Here is a 15495-nt window from a genome sequence, read left to right as displayed (position 1 = left end):
ACATTGAATGTCATCAGACGTTGGGCATTGCGGGATCAGATGTCCATCCGCGAGATCTCAAGGCGTACAGGCCTGGCTCGCAACACCGTGAAGAAGCACCTGCGATCAGAGGAGAGCGAGCCTAAGTACCCAAGACGGGTCAGCTCAAGCAAGCTCGATCCCTACGCCGAGAAGCTGGCCACCTGGCTGGTAATCGAGGCAACAAAATCGCGGAAACAGCGGCGCACTTTGAGGCAGATCCACACATATCTCCTGGCTTAAGCCCAAATTTCGCGGCTAACTTACCAATCTCCGGTTTTGATTTCAGTTGAAGTGGTGCTCGAAGTTTTGGACCTTTTGGAATAGCAAATTTGAGCATCTTTTGAAAACTCTCCACGAACTGTGGAGTGCAATCAGGATAGCCAGAGAAATCAACTGAATTGATGCCTGTCCATACTTCGTCAGCATGCAGGCCAGCTGCTTCGGCGCATGCCAACATCAGAAAAACGCCATTCCTTCCCGGAAGAAAAGCTGGAGAGATACTGTTGCTCATTTCAGCGACATTGCGCTTCAACGGAAGTGAGCGCTCCGGTTTATCCCAGGAAACTCTTATTACTTTTCTGTCAATCTTGAATTGCTTGCATTGTGCAGAGGCATAGTCCAATTCAACGTGATGTCGTTGCCCATACTCAATGCCAAGACTAAACGGCTGATAACCCCGAGACTTCGCTAGGAGAAGACAGACCGTGGAATCTAGTCCGCCACTATGAAGAACGACAATTTTCTTACCCATAGTTCCCTTTTCTTCCCATCGCAACGTAACTTAGCGTACCGTAACATAGGTGACGTAGCAAGGGAGCTTTATCTCAGAAGCTTCGACTTCTTGGCCCCAAGTACCCAAGCAAAGTAACCCCCCTTCCACCGCCATCACCGTCCTACCCAGCGCCACCACCGCGCTGCTCCCAATGCGGTCAATCAGGCCGGCGGCCAGCGCCACGCCAATCGACTGACCCAGGAACAGGAAAGAAGCAAACATTGAGACGGCCGTGCCGCGCATGGGCGCCATCTGCGTCGCGTTGGCCTGCATGACGTTGTGGAACATGAAAAAGCCAAACCCGCCCACCAGGCTGGCCGGAATGGCCGGGGCCCAATGCGGGGTGTAGGCCAGCACCAGGGCGCTGATGCCGACCATCGTGCCGCCCAGAATCACCAGGCCGTGCTGGCCGAAGCGGCGTACAGCGGGCGGCCAATGGCCACGTATAGCCCATGCCGCCTTCTTAGCCTGCCCGCTAAGGCTTCACCGGGCCTTTGCGCATGGTGGCAACCTGCCCTGCCATGGATTTCTCAAAGTCCCAGGCTGGAGAAGCAATAAGTGCGGGATAGGCGGCGCAACGCTCTCGGGCCCGCGCGGGATCGCTCGAAAACATGGTGCGCCTTTGTTTGGCCTTGAAGGCAACAAGCTTTTGATTGAGTAGCGCACGAAACGCATCGGCCTTTGCCTGATCACCTTTGGTCTCCCGCTCAATCATGGCCGACATATTGCTTTCCATTTCTTGCAGAAGAGGCGCCGACTTTGCCCGCCAGGCGGCGTAAGCGGTTTCATTTTTGGCCTTGTGCTCTGGAAATTCTTCCGCGCACAGGTCTTTGATGACTCCCAACGTTTGAGCCGCGCCAAACAACTGAGAGAGATCGTTCTCATAGTTTCCTGAAGCAGCCCCAAATTGGGCATGAGCCGCAGGGGTAAAACCGAGCACCATGAGTGTGATGATTCCAGCACTGAAAAACGAGTGGGTCATATTCGATACTTTCAATTGAAATTCTCCAGAGTCTATTTGACTTGCAAAGATGACTTGCTGTGTCGCCTTCTCAACACCCAGGCAAAGTAAGCCCCCTCCACAGCCATCACCGCCCCACCCAGCGCCACCACTGCGCTGCTCCCAATGCGGGCGATCAAACTGGCGGCCAGCACCACGCCGATCGACTGGCCCAGGAACAGGAAAGAAGCAAACATCGAGACGGCCGTGCCGCGCGCATGCGGTGCCATCTGCGTCGCGTTGGCCTGCATGACGTTGTGGAACATGAAAAAGCCAAACCCACCCACCAGGCTGGCCGGAATGGCCGGGGCCCAGTGCGGGCTGTATGCCAGCACCAGGGCGCTGATGCCGACCATCGTGCCGCCCAGAATCACCAGGCCGTGCTGGCCGAAGCGGCGTATCAGCGGGCGGCCAGCGGCCATGTACCCCACGCCGCCCAGACCAAACAGCGCCACGATGGCGCCTGAAACCGAGAGCGACAAGCCCAAGGCATGGTGCAAATGCGAGGCCCAGATGGCCAGCACGCCAAAGCCGGCAGCACCCTCTACCACCGCCATGATCAGCACGACGCGTGACCAGCGGCCGGTAATGATTTCCAGCGCCTGCGTGACGAAATGGGTGCGTTGCACGGGCTGGCGGGGTGCGGCGGCCGGGTCTTTGCCCTCGGCGCGCTGCGCGGCATTCTGGCGGCGCAGGTCAACGTAGAGCAGCGTGCCGACCACGGTAAACAGCACCGTCATGAAAACAAAAGCCCAGCGCCAGCCGAGCGCATCGGTCAGCAGGCCGCCAATCAGCTGGCCGCACACAATGCCCAGCGTGCTACCGAGGCCGGTGCGCGTGAGCATTTCCTGCAGCTGGTCGGCGGGCACGTTGTCGCCCACCCAGGCCATGCCCAGCGGAATCAACGCCGCGGCGCCCAGCGCCATCAGCATGCGGGCAAACAGCAGCGCATCAAGGCTGTGCGCAAACACGGCCAGCAGACTGCCGACGCTGCAGCCCAGCGTGGCAAAGGTGACCACCCGAAACTTGCCCAGCCTGTCGCCCAATGGTCCGTAAAAAAGCTGGGATGCGCCATATGTCATGGCAAATATCGACACGACCTGCGCGGCCTGGGCCAGGCTGACGGCAAACACGCGCGAAAGCTCGGGCAACATGGCGTCGCAAATGCGCTGGGCCATCATGCTGGCAAAGGTGCCAAATGAAAGAAGAAGGATGGAGCGGCGGACGGCGGGGGAAATGCTGGCGTGGGGAGCGCCGTGCGCGTCGGCAGGAGTCATGAAAGTAAACAGGCCTGGCAGCTGCTATATAGCCAACTTGGAAGCGGCTTTCCATTGCGCAATACGGGTCATGTGGTACTGCAAATAGAAGGTGCTGAAGAGGAAAGTCATGGTCGCTGAAAGCTCAAGCTGCATGGGTTCAACGCCGTTGTAGTGGTTCAGCATGGACCTTCGGATGGAATAAGCCCCGAAATAGAAAATCACATACGACACGAGCATCAAGAGAAAACCAACCCCCTTGAGGTTGTCTGAGCCTTCAAACAGTATTTGGGCAAAGATGGCCAGCGGGACATAAATGGCGAATTGGGTCGTCGCATTCGACGCCGGATTGATTTTTCGTACCCAGGTGGATTGGACGAACATCCAGACGATCATGAATACCCCAAGCGTGAGGAGCGTAAACAGCAGCACCAGGGCCCAATGCAATTGGGGTGGCGCGGGGTAAGCGTTTCCATTCATACCGCCACCCGGTGGCCCGGGGTCTGCCAAGGGTCCTGCTGGTCTTCGTTCATAAGCTCCCTCTTTTCTTTCTTCTAATCTATCCAGGCCACTTCGCTCAACCCATGGCCTCCAACTGCTATTTGACGGCGGCCGCGCGGCGAACGTCGGTCACCACTTTGTCCAGCGTGGCGACCAGTGTGGTCTGCACATTGTCATCTGAGACCCGGCCCTGGAATCGCTCAGAGCCGATGGCGAAGAATGGCTCGGCATCGACCATGCCCTGGATGCTGATGTGCACGACTTTTTCGCTTCTTGAGCTTTCAATGCCCTTGATCAGCAAAGCCGTGAATATGCCGCCGCCAGCCGCTGCAAGGCCAGCCTGGTTCAACGTGACAGGGGGAGCGTACACGTTGACGACAAACTCGCTCAGGGTGATCTTCCTTCCCTGGAGTTCGGCTGCCAGGTTGTTGTGCAGCCAGGCCTTCATGAGTGCGGGTGCGTCCGGCGAGAGGTTGTCGTCACCAAAATAGTTGTTGAAGCCGCCATTGTTGTCTACAGCCCTGGAGACACGCGTTTCAGCGGCACGGTCATCGACAAACCGGAAACCGGTGGTCTCAGGCGCCTGCACCGCCAGTTTGGGTGAAAGTTTTACAGCGGAAGTGGCGCCGCAAGCGGCGAGAAAAAGGGCCACGCAAACGGGCAGGACAAGGCGGACGAGGCGCATAAAAGCTTTCGAAAAAAAGAATGGGTTGAAATAAATGAGTTTGCGTAGCAGCTCAGCGAACGGTGGTCATTTGTTTGTGTGAGCTTGCCCGGGCAGGCTATTTCATCTGCGCCTGAATCTGAAGATACACCGGGTCTTGCAGCCACTCGGCGACGCTTTTGGGAAACGGTTTAATGGCGGTGCGCGGCAACACGATGTCAGGCTGGGCATTGTCAGGCGCAAGCGCCTTGCCCGACGGCAAACCCAGCAAGCCGATCTCATAGCGGATGCCGGCCGTGCCTCTGGCCTCTTTCACGCGCTCCAGCACGTCGATACCAAAGTCGGACGCGTCGGGTGGCTGCCCCACCAGCACCGCGCCATTGAGTTCGCGCAAGGCACCGGCCAGCCAGGCGGCGCCGCTGCCGGTTTCTCCATCGACCAGCACCACCCACTTTCCGGAGACCAGCCACTCACGTAACTCAATCACGCCGGTGGAATCCAGGCCCTTGACCGCATTCATGCTTTCAGTGGCCGAAAAAGGCCGGGCAAGATCGCTGCCGGGGCGGTGCTGCACGGCATGCCAGGCGCCCGCCTTGCTGTGCTTGCCCAGCAAGGCAAGCACCCACTGAACATTCACCAGCCTGCCGCCAGGGTTGCCCCGCAAATCCAGAACGCGAACCCCGCTGCTGTCGGTGGGCTGCCCGCGCAAGCCTTTCATGAGACGGACCGGCGTGTCTTCAAAAAACCCCGCCAGGCGAATGTAGAAGTGACCAGGGGCCTGCCCCACCACAACGGTCTGGTCCTGAACCGTTGGCGCGCGGGCGATGCTGCGGCTTTGAGATGGTTCACCCGGGCGCTGCGAAACCAGTTGCACCGGCATCGCTGCAGGGTGGCGCAGCAATCCAAAAAGCTCGCTGGCGCCCATGCCCGCAAGAGGCAGGCCGTCGAGGCTGACAAGCACGTCGCCGGGCTGCAAGCCCGCCGCTGCTGCAGGGCTGCTCGCAATCGCCTCCCGCACCACCCACTGGCCATCAAGGCGAGCCAGGATCAGCCCAGGATCGAAAGCGCTTCCCGTGTTCCACTCTTTGGCTTCCACCGGGGTGTAATAGCGGCCACGCGGCCCCATAAGCTTCATCATGCGGCGTTTGCATTGCAAGGCCAGCTCATTAGCCTCGGCCTCGGGCACCAGCTGCCACTCGGTGGCCAACTCCAGAATTACACGGTGGAGCTGGCCCGGGTCATTGGGTACGACGTTGAATTCTGGTGATGGTTTTTTTTGGGTGCACGCTTCGTACAGCTGCGCATAGCTGTACACCGCCAGCGGCTCGCGATGCATGACCAGTATCAGCTCAGCCACCTCCAGCGCATTGCGTTTGGCCGGCTGCGCGCTCAAAGGCGCGGCCGCCAGCAGCGCCAAGGCAGCCAGCAGGCCGGCTACTTGTTGGCGCTTTATCACAGGGCCTTGCCCAGCCGCCCCACACCCTCTTCAATCTTCGCCACGTCCGCCGTGGCAAAGCTCAGCCGCAGCGTGGCCAGGTCCGGGTTGCTGGCGTAGAACGGCGCGCCGGGCACAAAGGCCACGAGTTGCTCAATCGCTTTCTTGGCGAACTCGCCGGCGTCTTTGCTTTTGCCGCCCGCGCCCGTCAGGCGTGCCCAGAAGAACAAACCGCCCTGCGGCTGGGTGAATTCAATCGCGTCGCCGAGCTCGCGCTTGAGCGCTGCGCCCATGGCGTTGGCGCGCTCGCCGTATACCTTGCGCACATGGGTCAGCGTGGCGGGCATGCGGCCGGCCTTGAGGTACTGGGCGGCGGTGGCCTGGGCGAAGGTGCTGGTGTGGGCGTCGCTGAACTGTTTACACATGGTGGCTTTCGCCAGCAGCTCGGCGGGAGCGATCATCCAGCCCACGCGAAGGCCTGGGCTCAGCACCTTGCTGAGTGAGCCGCAGTGCGCCAGCAGCTCGCGGCTGCCGGGCACGCCGGCGCTCAGGGCGAGCAGTGAGGGTGGTGGTGCCTCGCCGAAGTAAAGGTCGCCATACGGGTCGTCTTCGACGATCAGCGTCTGGTATTTAACGGCCATCTCGAGCACCTTCTTGCGGCGATCCAGGCTGAGCAGTGCGCCGCTGGGGTTGCCGAAGGTGGGAATCAAATACACAAACTTGGGCTTGTGCTGGGCGATGAGTTGTTCGAGCTCGTCGGTTTTGACGCCGTGGGCGTCAATCGGGGCGCTGATGAGCTCTGCGCCGTAGAGGCGAAAGCACTGAATGGTGGCGAGGAAGGTGGGGCCTTCGACGATGACCTTGTCGCCGGGGGAGATCATGGTTTTGCCGAGCAAATCAAGCGCCTGCTGGCTGCCGGTGGTGACGATGAGGTTTTCGGGGGCGACGTCTTTGGCGCCCTTGGTGGCCATGAAGGCGCTGAGCTGTTCGCGCAGCGGGCCGTAGCCTTCGGTGGCGCCGTATTGCAGTGTGCCGCCGGGCTCTTCATTCAGGGCCTTGTTGCTGGCCTCCTGGATGCCGGCCACGTCGAACATGGCGGGGTCCGGAAAACCGCCGGCAAAGCTGACGATGCCGGGCTTGCCCAGCAGTTTGAAGAGTTCGCGGATGGCGGAGGTTTCAACGTTGTTGAGGCGGTCGGCAAATTGCAATGGCATGGGGGTCTCGCTTTCTGTTTTGTATTGTCGCCAATTTGCGCGCAGGTTTCCTGCGGCCCGGGCCGCAGGTTGCCCTGCGGTCGCAGGGAAGTTGACAGAGTAACAATCTAGAGTAATACTCTAGTCATGAGTTCTGCCACACCCCCCGCCGCTGCCACCCTCTCTACCCGGGAGCGCCTGCTGGACGCCGCCACCAAAGTGTTCCTGGCGCACGGCTTCACGGCCGCCTCGATGGACATGGTTCGCCAGGAAGCCGGCGTGAGCAACGGCAGCCTGTACCACCACTTCCCCACCAAGGCACAGCTGGCCGATGCGCTGTATGCCCACACGCTGCGCGATTTCCATGCGGCGCTGATGCAGCCCATCAGCGGCAAGGCCTCTGCCCAGGCCGGCGTCAAGGGCCTGATGCGCGCCTACATCCAGTGGGTGCTGCAACACCCAGACCAGGCACGGCTGCTGCACACGCTGCGGCGCGGCGGTGACATGGCAGGCGGCGCCGAGATCGACGCGGCCAATGAGCAGGCCTTTGCCACGCTGAGGGCCTGGGTAGCGCAGCAGGTGGAGGCCGGCGAGATGCGGGCCATGCCTTTTCACCTGTGGATGGCGCTGATGTTTTCACCGGCGATGTCGCTTACGCAGGGCTGGGTCAGCCAGCCCACCCCGGCCGTCACACCCAAAGTGAGGGCCGCACTGGAACACGCGGCCTGGATGGCCATGGCCCCCTGAAACACCTTCCCGATTTCAACAAGGAGTAGCTGCATGAAAGTCGTCAATGTTCATCAACGTCTGCTGCACGCCAGCCCGGAGCAGGTGGGCGCGCTGATTGATTCGCTGGGCTCGCCGGCCGATGCCTTGTGGCCCGGCAAGGTCTGGCCGCGCCTGAAGTTCGACAGGCCGCTGGCCGTGGGCGCCATCGGTGGGCACGGGCCCATCCGCTATGTGGTGGAGGCCTACACACCGGGGCAGTCTGTGCGGTTTCGCCTGACCGCACCGGCGGGGTTTGACGGCTGGCACGGCTTTGAGGTGCTGGACGCCACGCCTGCGCATTGCGTGCTGGAGCACCGCATTGAGATGAACACACGCGGCACTGGCCTGCTCTTGTGGCCGCTGGTGATTGGGCCCCTGCACGACGTCTGCGTGGAAGACGTGCTGTCGCAGGCGCAGCTCTCGCTGGGCAACGAGCCACGGCAGGTGCCATGGCCGGCCTATGTACGCCTGCTGCGCTGGCTGGTGTCGGGCGGCAGGCGGTTGACCCCGCCGTTTTCGCGCAGCCAGCATGCCCGCTGACTTGCTGGCCTGGGGCCGCCAGGTGCTGGGCCAGCAACCCTTCAGCGCGCTGCTGAACGCGCAGCTCGATGCCTTTGCGCCCGGCGGCGCGGAGCTGTCGGTGCCTGTGGTGCCCGGCCTCTTGCAACAGCACGGCTTTGTGCACGGCGGTGTGTTGTCTTATCTCGCGGACAACGCGCTGACGTTTGCGGGCGGCTCGGTACTGGGCGACTCTGTCACGTCAGAGTTCAAGATCAACTACCTGCGGCCAGCCAAGGATGCTGAGCGCTTGCTGGCCGTGGCCACCGTGGTGGGCAGCGGAAAAACCCAGGCAGTGTGCCGATGCGATATTTTCTTGCTGCGCGGGGAAGAGCGCATCTTGTGCGCAGCGGCGCAGGGCACGATACGCAAAGCGGGCTAGCCACAGCAACACGGGGCCGCTGGCGCTAGACTTGCCGGCATGCCTTTGACCCAGACGCAAGAGTTCGCGCCCAACCCGCACCAGCATGCCTACATCGCCCGCATCAACCGGGTGGTAGACCACGTCAGCGCCAACCTGGACGGCACGCTGGACCTGCAAACGCTGGCCGATGTGGCGCACTTTTCACCCTGGCACTTTCACCGCGTGTTCCAGGCGGTAACGGGTGAAACCCTGGCCGACTGTGTGCGCCGCCTGCGGCTGGAGTCGGCGGCGCAGCAACTCATTTTTTCACCGCAGACCGCGCTACAAATCGCGCTCGACACGGGCTTTGCTTCTGCGGAAGTATTCAGCCGTGCCTTTCGCGCCCATTTCGGCACAACGCCCACGGCCTGGCGGCGTGGTGACTGGCGTGAGTGGGCAACACGCCACGTGCTTGAACATGGCAAGAATCATCAAGCCCATCACAAGCCGAATCAAGACTCCATCATGGCGCTGTTTAAAGATAGAACCCTCTGGCCCGTGGGGCCGGTTTTATCTGAAAGAGGCTTGAACATGCACATTGAACTGAAGACCCTTCCGGCCATGCGCCTGGCTTACATGCGCAATACCGGCCCTTATGGCGACCAGGTGGCGCAGCTATGGCAACGCTTTGTCGCCTGGTGCGGCCAGCACGGCCACATGAACCCGCGCCCCAGGATGTACGGCATCAGCCAGGACAACCCCGAGATCACGCCCGCCGACAAGTGCCGCTACGACGCCTGCATTGAAGTGAACGAGGCTTTCAAACCGCAAGGCGAGACAGGCGTGCAAAACTTTGGCGGCGGGCGCTATGCCTGCGGCCGTTTTACCGGCAAGCCGGGCAACGAGGTACACGAGGCCTGGACGCACATGTTTGCCGAGTGGCTGCCGCAAAGCGGCTACCAGCCGGACAACAAACCGGCGCTGGAGTTGTATGAAGAAGACTTTGTAATGGACCCGAAAACGGGAAACTTCAGCTGCTGGCTGTGTGTACCGGTCAAGGCGCTATAGCCCCTGTAGCGGCAGCAACTTGCCCTCGGCCGCGGAAGGCGGCGCAATGCGCAACAGGCGTGACAGCGTGGGAGCAATGTCCACCACTTCCACCCGCGCATCGATGCGGCCGGGCTGTATCCAGGCGGGGCCGTACATCAGGATGGGCACTTGCGTGTCATACGGATGCGGGGAACCGTGGGTGGCGACCGTGTTGCCGAACATCCAGCCGGGCTTGAGTGAATACTGCACATCGCCCGACACATCGGCGTGCCAGGACTTGCGCAGCTGGTCGAAGAACGGCGCGCCCACTCGGCTGCCGCTTTGCAGTTCGCGGCGGGTATAGGCCGCGACAAATCCGGGCTCTGCCAGCAGCAGGGTACGGGCTTCTTCTGCCAGGGCATTCGGGTCTGCCTGTTTTTGTGCGATGAGTTTTTTGTCGAACAGCACGCTGGAGCCCGAGAAGCCTGCCGCCCATTTGCCTTCGCCGAACCGCTTTTGCAGGCCAGTGTTGACGCGCCCCAGCACCTGGCTGCTGTTGACGCGCCCGGCTTCACGGCCCTGGCTGGCGAGGTGGTCGGGTGACGGCATGAAGCCGTGGTCGGCCGTCAGCATGACGAGGTAGTTGTCTTTGCCGACACGGGCGTCCAGGTCCTGGAAGAAGGCCTGCAGCATGCGGTCGAGTTGCAGCAGGTGGTCGTGCGACAGCCGTGACTCGGCGCTGAAAGCGTGGTTCACGTAGTCGTGGCCCGAGAGGCTGACCGACAGGATGTCGGGAATGTCGTCTTGCCCCAGTTGCTCGCCGGCAATGGCCGCGCGGGCAAACTCCAGCGACATGGCATCGACAAAAGGACCGCGCAGCAGCGAGCTGTAAAAACGCGGGCCGGGCGCCGTGTCGTCAGGCGCCCCATACATGGCGGGCAAGCCGCCACCGGCGGGGCCAAACCATTTTTGCTGGTCGGGCACAGAGCGCGCATAGGCGGCCTCGGACAGCAGGGCTTTCCATTCAGTCTTGAAGTAGCGGTCGGCCAGCTTCTGGCCGTTAAAGGCATTGACCCAGCCCGGGTGCGCGGCCATGTAGTGCGTGCTGGACGCAAACTGCCCTGTGGCGCCCATGTACATATAAGCCGTGCCGGTTTTGCCGGCGGGCAGGATGGCACCGCGGTCTTTGCCCGAGATGCCAATCACTTTTGAGCGGCTGTCTACCCGCCGCAGCACGTCGCCCACGGTTTCCACCTTGAGGTTCTTCGGGCTGGTGCCGTCGAGTGCGTTGGTCTGGTGGCCGATGTAAGTGGCCGTGGTGTCGCCCGTGCAATACACCGGCTCTGCGGTGATGGGGTCGCGCCAGTCGTTGCCGATGATGCCGGTGCGATGCGGATAAGCGCCTGTGAGCATGGTGGCGTGGCCGGCCGCGGTGACGGTGAAAGCATGGCCGTAATGCGCGTTGGCGAACCAGGCGCCGCGATCAAGGAAGCGCGCCAGGCCATCGGGTGCGAGCTGGTCGCGGTAGTCCAGCACCTGGCGCTGCGGCAGCCCGTCCACTACCAGGAAGACAACGAGTTTGGGCCGCGGTGCACCGGCTTGCGACAGCGCGGTAGACCCGGGCGCAGCAGCACAACTGGCCAGCAATACTGCCGTGAACGCGGCAACCAGGATACGCAAAGGCGTGTGAAGTTTCATGGGGATCATGCGGGTGATGCTAGGTGAGTTCATGGTTTTCGGGCAACAGTAGTCACCCGTAGCAGGCCTGGGTGTCACGGCCTGTTGCCGGGAAGGCTTGCATGGTAACTGCGTCACCACGTACCCATTTGGGTCTCCTGTGTAGGACCATGGCTCTCCGGACTACTACTTCTGTCTCGTTCACATTTGGTTTCAATGCCAAAGGATTGACGTGCGTTTCGGTTGTAAGGCAGGATGCATTCATGACCAACAACGCAGCGCCGGACACGGCGCCCAACGTAGCGCCATATGTCGCCGCTCCAGGGGAGACGGAGGTTGAACGCGTGGTGACGGCGAGCATGTGCAACATGCGGGAAGGCATCTTCGCGCAGATGGAAAACATCCGCACGGAGTCGCTACGCCACAACACGCCCCTCGGTCTGCACGTCGTGCTGCATTACCAAAGCGGCTGGTTTGTGCATTGGGTCGAAGGGCCTTCGGCCGCTGTACAGGACTTGCTGCAGCATGTCGTGCAACACGACCCGCGCCACCATTCACCCCATACCCTGCACACCAGCAAAGGGCGGCGGCTGTTGCCGACACCGTGGTCGATGGCGATGTCGCAGGCCACCGAGTCGGCGGTTTATTTCGGCCGCCGGGTCATGGCCCTGCGGGAGCAACTTGAAAAGGGCAAACAGTATTCGCCCTCCTCGGTGCTTCGCCGCCTGTCGGCGCCCATGCAGCTTGCCCAGGCGCAGGCACTGGCAGACCCCGAAGCCTTTCACCGCATGGGCATCTGCTCGGCCAGCGGCACCGAGGCTTTCGACATGGTGGGCTGGCTGGCCAAAAAAACCGGCGGAGTGGTCGCCAAACGGCGCTTTGCCGGCGAGACAGACTTTGACGGCAGCAGCGAGTATGTCGACTTCATGGAAGGCGGCTACCCATGCCGGCTGATTGCCGTGGCGCGCAACGGCCTGACGCACGGGCTGCGCCGGGCTTTCCTTCCGGAGTGGCCGCATTTTGTGATGCTTTTTTGCGGCGCGGCCAAATTTGACGACGCACTGATGGCCCGCATGATCGCCGCCTGCGACGGCCTGCCTGCGAAGCCGGTGCTGGTGGGGGTTGCCCGCGACACCGCGACCCACCAGCGCATGCAGGACATGGCACAAGCGGCGCAACTGGAGTATGTCGTCGGGGGCGTTGCCACACCCGACAACTGCAATGCCATATGGCAAACGATGCGCGACCAGCTGGACCGGGCCGGCGCGCCGTCCAGCTCGGTGTGGGACGTGCCGCGCATGGCAGCCTGAGCGCCCTGCCCCATTTCCCCGTTTCCCCGTTTCCCGCTGTGCTTATCGGCATCTGGCTGCGCAGACTGGTCTTTGCACGCGCCGGCCTGCGCGCGCCGATACACTGCGAGGCATGAAAAAAGAAGACATCGCCCCATTCTTTGCCACGCTGAAGGCGGCCAACCCGATGCCTGTGACCGAGCTGGAATACACCAGCGTGTTTGAGCTGCTGGCCGCCGTGCTGTTGAGCGCGCAGGCCACCGACGTGGGCGTGAACAAGGCGACGCGCAAACTTTTTCCGGTGGCCAACACGCCGCAGGCCATCATCGATCTTGGGCTGGAGCGCCTGGAGTCTTACATCCGCACGATCGGGCTGTACCGCACCAAGGCCAAAAACCTGCTGGCGGCGTGCCAGATTCTGGTGGAGCAGCACGGCGGCATAGTGCCGCGCAGCCGCGAGGCATTGCAGGCCCTGCCCGGCGTAGGCCGCAAGACAGCCAACGTGGTACTGAATTCGGCGTTTGGCGAGGCGACGATGGCGGTGGACACGCACATCTTTCGTGTGAGCAACCGCACGGGCCTGGCGCCCGGCAAAAACCCGCTGGAAGTCGAGCTGGGCCTGCTCAAGCGTGTGCCCGCCGAATACCTGGTGGACGCGCACCACTGGCTGATACTGCACGGGCGCTATGTGTGCATCGCACGCAAGCCCCAGTGCTGGCAGTGCGCGGTGGCGCCGTGGTGCGACTTTCGCCCCAAGACACCGCCGCCGGCGGCTTGACGCTTCATCTGGAGCGGCTCTTAGCGGGCGAAGGTGCCGTCGGCGCGAATCATTGTCAGATTCACGAAGCGCGAACCCAGATTGCTTTGCTTGCTGTAAGTCAACGCAAAGCCGCCCAGGTCTTCATTGGTGAATGTTTCAAGCGTGCTGATGAGTTTGGCGCGCGTGACCGGCGCCGGTGTTTTTTGCAGCGCGCGCACCACCAGCTTGGCGTTCAGGAAACCTTCCATGCTGTTGTAGCTGAACTTCTTGTCGCCGTTGGACGAGATGACGGTCTGGTATTCACGCACGACGGCATTACCCAGCTCGGTAAACGGGTAAGGCACAACCTGCGAGGCAATCACGCCGGCTGCCGCATCCTTGAGCTCGGCATGCAGGCCGGACGACACACTGAGCACCATGAACTGGGCGGTCACGCCCTTGGCACGAAAAGCCTGGATGAACGCCGCATTGGGCTTGGCCTGCCCGATCAGGATCACGGCCTGCGGCTGCGCCGCGGCAATCACCTCGGCGGCTTTGGCAACGTCCACCGTGCCGCGCGGCACCGGGGCCACGGCAGCGGCCGTTGCGCCGCGCTTTTGCATGGCAGCGTTCAGGGCTTCCAGGCCTTCCTTGCCGAAAGCGTCGTCCTGGTACATCACGCCGATTTTCTTGATGCCGATGGTCCACGCGTGGTTGACCGCCGCTTCGATCTCGTCGGTGGTGCTGGCGCGCACATGGAACAGGTTGGACACATACGGTTCACGCAGCGACTTTGCGCCGCTGGTGTTGCCGATCTCCGCAATGCCGGCGGCCTGCACCAGGGGCACGATCTTCAGCATGTTGGCCGTGCCGCGATAGCCCACCAGCGCTACGGCGTTTTGGGTTTCGATCAGGGCTTTGGTGTTCTCGGCCGTCTTGTCGGGATTGAAGCCGTCGTCCAGGCTGACGAGTTTGATCTTCTCGCCGCGAACGCCGCCTTTTTTGTTGATGTCATCAAAGTACGCGTTCATGCCGCGCACATAGTCGGTCGTCAGTGCGGCGCTGTTGCCAGAGAGGTCACCCGAGTGGCCGAGCACGATGTCAGCCGAAGCGGCCGAGGCGGCCAGACCTAGAAAAAAAGCGGCCAGCAAACGGCCGCCCTTTGAAAAATTAACAACTTTCATGAAACGAATCCCTACCCTCTTGTGAAAAATTGGTGTCAATAAAAAAGCCGGCCCAAGGCCGGCTTGTGCTTCCGGTGCGCGGTGTATGTCAGGCGTCGATCCTGACTTTGGCCTGCTGGGCCACCTGCGCCCACTTCTTTTGCTCCATCTTGATGAAGGCCGCAAATTTTTCGGTGCTGCCGCCGCCGTCTTCGGCGCCGTACTGGTCCATCTTTTCCTGCACGTCCGGCATGGCCAACACCTTGTTGACGTCTTCGTTCATGCGTTGGACCATGGCCGGCGGCATCTTTGAAGGGCCCATGAGGCCGTACCACACGGTGGCCTCGAAACCGGGGAAACCGGACTCGGCCATGGTGGGCACATTGGGATGGCCTTTGGCGCGCTTGAGACGCGTTTGCGCCAACGCGATGGCCTTGCCGCTTTTGACATGCGGCGTGGCCGAGGTCATGGTTTCAAAGCAGTAGTTGACCTGCCCGCCGATCAAATCGACCAGCGCCGGGCCGGAGCCACGGTAAGGAATGTGCAGCGCAAAAATCTTTGCCTGGAGCTTGAACATTTCCAGTGCAAAGTGCTGGGCCGAACCACCGCCCGCGGAAGCAAAGCTGATCTGGCCGGGCTTGGCCTTGCACAAGGCCACCAGGTCCTTCACGGTTTTGGCGGGCTGGTCGGCATTGCAGATGAGCATGTTGGGCGTGACGCCGACCATGCTGATGGGCACGAAGTCGCGGTCTGCGTCGTAGCCGAGCTTGATGCCGAGTGCCGGCGCCAGCGCGTGGCTGTTGATGTGGGCCATCAGCAAGGTGTTGCCGTCACCGGCCTGCTTGGCCACGTAATCGGCGGCGATCACGCCGGCGGCGCCACCCTTGTTTTCAATGATGACCGAGGTGTTCCACATGGTGGACAGCTTCTGGCCCACCACGCGCGCCAGCGCGTCGGTGCCGCCACCGGGCGGGAAGCCCACCACAATGCGCACCGGCCCACTGGGCAGCGTTTGCGCCCTGAGCATGGGTGACGCCACCATGGCGGCTGTGGCCGCCGTCGCGCTGATAAAGGTTCTGCGTTGCAT

17 protein-coding genes and 1 pseudogene are annotated in these 15495 nt (G+C 61.8%); 7 read left to right on the top strand and 11 right to left on the bottom strand.

Annotated elements, in window-relative coordinates:
- Positions 1-258 (top strand): annotated as a pseudogene (locus tag AC1DYQ_RS11615) (IS21 family transposase); the annotation flags it as partial.
- On the opposite strand, the gene AC1DYQ_RS11610 reads toward AC1DYQ_RS11615, so the two are convergent.
- From AC1DYQ_RS11610 to AC1DYQ_RS11575, 8 genes are all read right to left on the bottom strand, one after another.
- Positions 140-772: a 7-cyano-7-deazaguanine synthase gene (locus AC1DYQ_RS11610; protein ID WP_477686911.1), complete on the bottom strand. Its 633-nt coding sequence runs from the start codon at positions 770-772 to the stop codon at positions 140-142. The pseudogene AC1DYQ_RS11615 and the gene AC1DYQ_RS11610 overlap by 119 nt on opposite strands.
- A gap of 30 nt (positions 773-802) precedes the next feature.
- On the bottom strand, positions 803-1189 hold the full coding sequence (locus tag AC1DYQ_RS11605) for a hypothetical protein (RefSeq protein WP_477686910.1): 387 nt from the start codon (positions 1187-1189) through the stop codon (positions 803-805).
- A 79-nt stretch (positions 1190-1268) separates the two neighbouring features.
- Entirely contained in the window at positions 1269-1790 is a 522-nt protein-coding gene (locus AC1DYQ_RS11600; RefSeq protein ID WP_477686909.1) for a hypothetical protein, read from the bottom strand.
- A 17-nt stretch (positions 1791-1807) separates the two neighbouring features.
- Positions 1808-3070, bottom strand: coding sequence for an MFS transporter (locus AC1DYQ_RS11595; protein ID WP_477686908.1), 1263 nt, complete (start codon positions 3068-3070; stop codon positions 1808-1810).
- Positions 3071-3094: 24 nt separating this feature from the next.
- Entirely contained in the window at positions 3095-3559 is a 465-nt protein-coding gene (locus AC1DYQ_RS11590) for a hypothetical protein (protein WP_477686907.1), read from the bottom strand.
- Positions 3560-3647: 88 nt separating this feature from the next.
- Positions 3648-4235 carry a hypothetical protein gene (locus AC1DYQ_RS11585; protein WP_477686906.1) on the bottom strand — a complete coding sequence of 196 codons (588 nt, stop codon included), beginning with the start codon at positions 4233-4235 and terminating at the stop codon, positions 3648-3650.
- A gap of 97 nt (positions 4236-4332) precedes the next feature.
- Entirely contained in the window at positions 4333-5670 is a 1338-nt protein-coding gene (locus tag AC1DYQ_RS11580) for a S41 family peptidase (RefSeq protein WP_477686905.1), read from the bottom strand.
- Positions 5667-6857: an aminotransferase-like domain-containing protein gene (locus AC1DYQ_RS11575; protein WP_477686923.1), complete on the bottom strand. Its 1191-nt coding sequence runs from the start codon at positions 6855-6857 to the stop codon at positions 5667-5669. Before AC1DYQ_RS11575 ends, AC1DYQ_RS11580 begins: the two co-directional genes overlap by 4 nt.
- A gap of 132 nt (positions 6858-6989) precedes the next feature.
- On the opposite strand from AC1DYQ_RS11575, the gene AC1DYQ_RS11570 reads away from it, so the two are divergent.
- Genes AC1DYQ_RS11570 through AC1DYQ_RS11555 form a run of 4 tightly spaced genes read left to right on the top strand, consistent with a single transcriptional unit; the run spans position 6990 to position 9579 of the window.
- Positions 6990-7589, top strand: a complete 600-nt coding sequence (locus tag AC1DYQ_RS11570) for a TetR/AcrR family transcriptional regulator (protein ID WP_477686904.1) — start codon at positions 6990-6992, stop codon at positions 7587-7589.
- A gap of 33 nt (positions 7590-7622) precedes the next feature.
- Positions 7623-8150, top strand: coding sequence for an SRPBCC family protein (locus AC1DYQ_RS11565; RefSeq protein WP_477686903.1), 528 nt, complete (start codon positions 7623-7625; stop codon positions 8148-8150).
- Positions 8140-8550 carry a PaaI family thioesterase gene (locus AC1DYQ_RS11560; RefSeq protein WP_477686902.1) on the top strand — a complete coding sequence of 137 codons (411 nt, stop codon included), beginning with the start codon at positions 8140-8142 and terminating at the stop codon, positions 8548-8550. The genes AC1DYQ_RS11565 and AC1DYQ_RS11560 overlap by 11 nt, the downstream gene beginning before the upstream one ends.
- A 39-nt stretch (positions 8551-8589) precedes the next feature.
- A complete protein-coding gene (locus AC1DYQ_RS11555; protein WP_477686901.1) occupies positions 8590-9579 on the top strand; it encodes an AraC family transcriptional regulator in 990 nt (329 codons plus the stop codon).
- Here AC1DYQ_RS11555 and AC1DYQ_RS11550 read toward each other — a convergent pair.
- Positions 9574-11271, bottom strand: coding sequence for an alkaline phosphatase family protein (locus AC1DYQ_RS11550; RefSeq protein ID WP_477686900.1), 1698 nt, complete (start codon positions 11269-11271; stop codon positions 9574-9576). The genes AC1DYQ_RS11555 and AC1DYQ_RS11550 overlap by 6 nt on opposite strands.
- Positions 11272-11480: 209 nt before the next feature.
- Here AC1DYQ_RS11550 and AC1DYQ_RS11545 point away from each other — a divergent pair, with 209 nt between their 5' ends.
- Together AC1DYQ_RS11545 and nth are read left to right on the top strand one after the other, a co-directional pair.
- A complete protein-coding gene (locus AC1DYQ_RS11545) occupies positions 11481-12527 on the top strand; it encodes a BLUF domain-containing protein (RefSeq protein WP_477686899.1) in 1047 nt (348 codons plus the stop codon).
- 112 nt (positions 12528-12639) lie between these two features.
- A complete protein-coding gene (gene nth / locus AC1DYQ_RS11540; RefSeq protein ID WP_477686898.1) occupies positions 12640-13284 on the top strand; it encodes an endonuclease III in 645 nt (214 codons plus the stop codon).
- Between the two features lie 20 nt (positions 13285-13304).
- On the opposite strand, the gene AC1DYQ_RS11535 is transcribed toward nth, so the two are convergent.
- Positions 13305-14429 (bottom strand): ABC transporter substrate-binding protein, encoded by a 1125-nt coding sequence (locus AC1DYQ_RS11535; protein WP_477686897.1) that lies wholly within the window; start codon positions 14427-14429, stop codon positions 13305-13307.
- Positions 14430-14517: 88 nt separating this feature from the next.
- Positions 14518-15495 carry a Bug family tripartite tricarboxylate transporter substrate binding protein gene (locus tag AC1DYQ_RS11530; RefSeq protein ID WP_477686896.1) on the bottom strand — a complete coding sequence of 326 codons (978 nt, stop codon included), beginning with the start codon at positions 15493-15495 and terminating at the stop codon, positions 14518-14520.

It is taken from the genome of Polaromonas sp. P1_F4, from assembly GCF_056405675.1.
The sequence above is the reverse complement of the archived record's forward strand: the minus strand, read 5'-3'. Positions and strand labels throughout refer to the sequence as shown.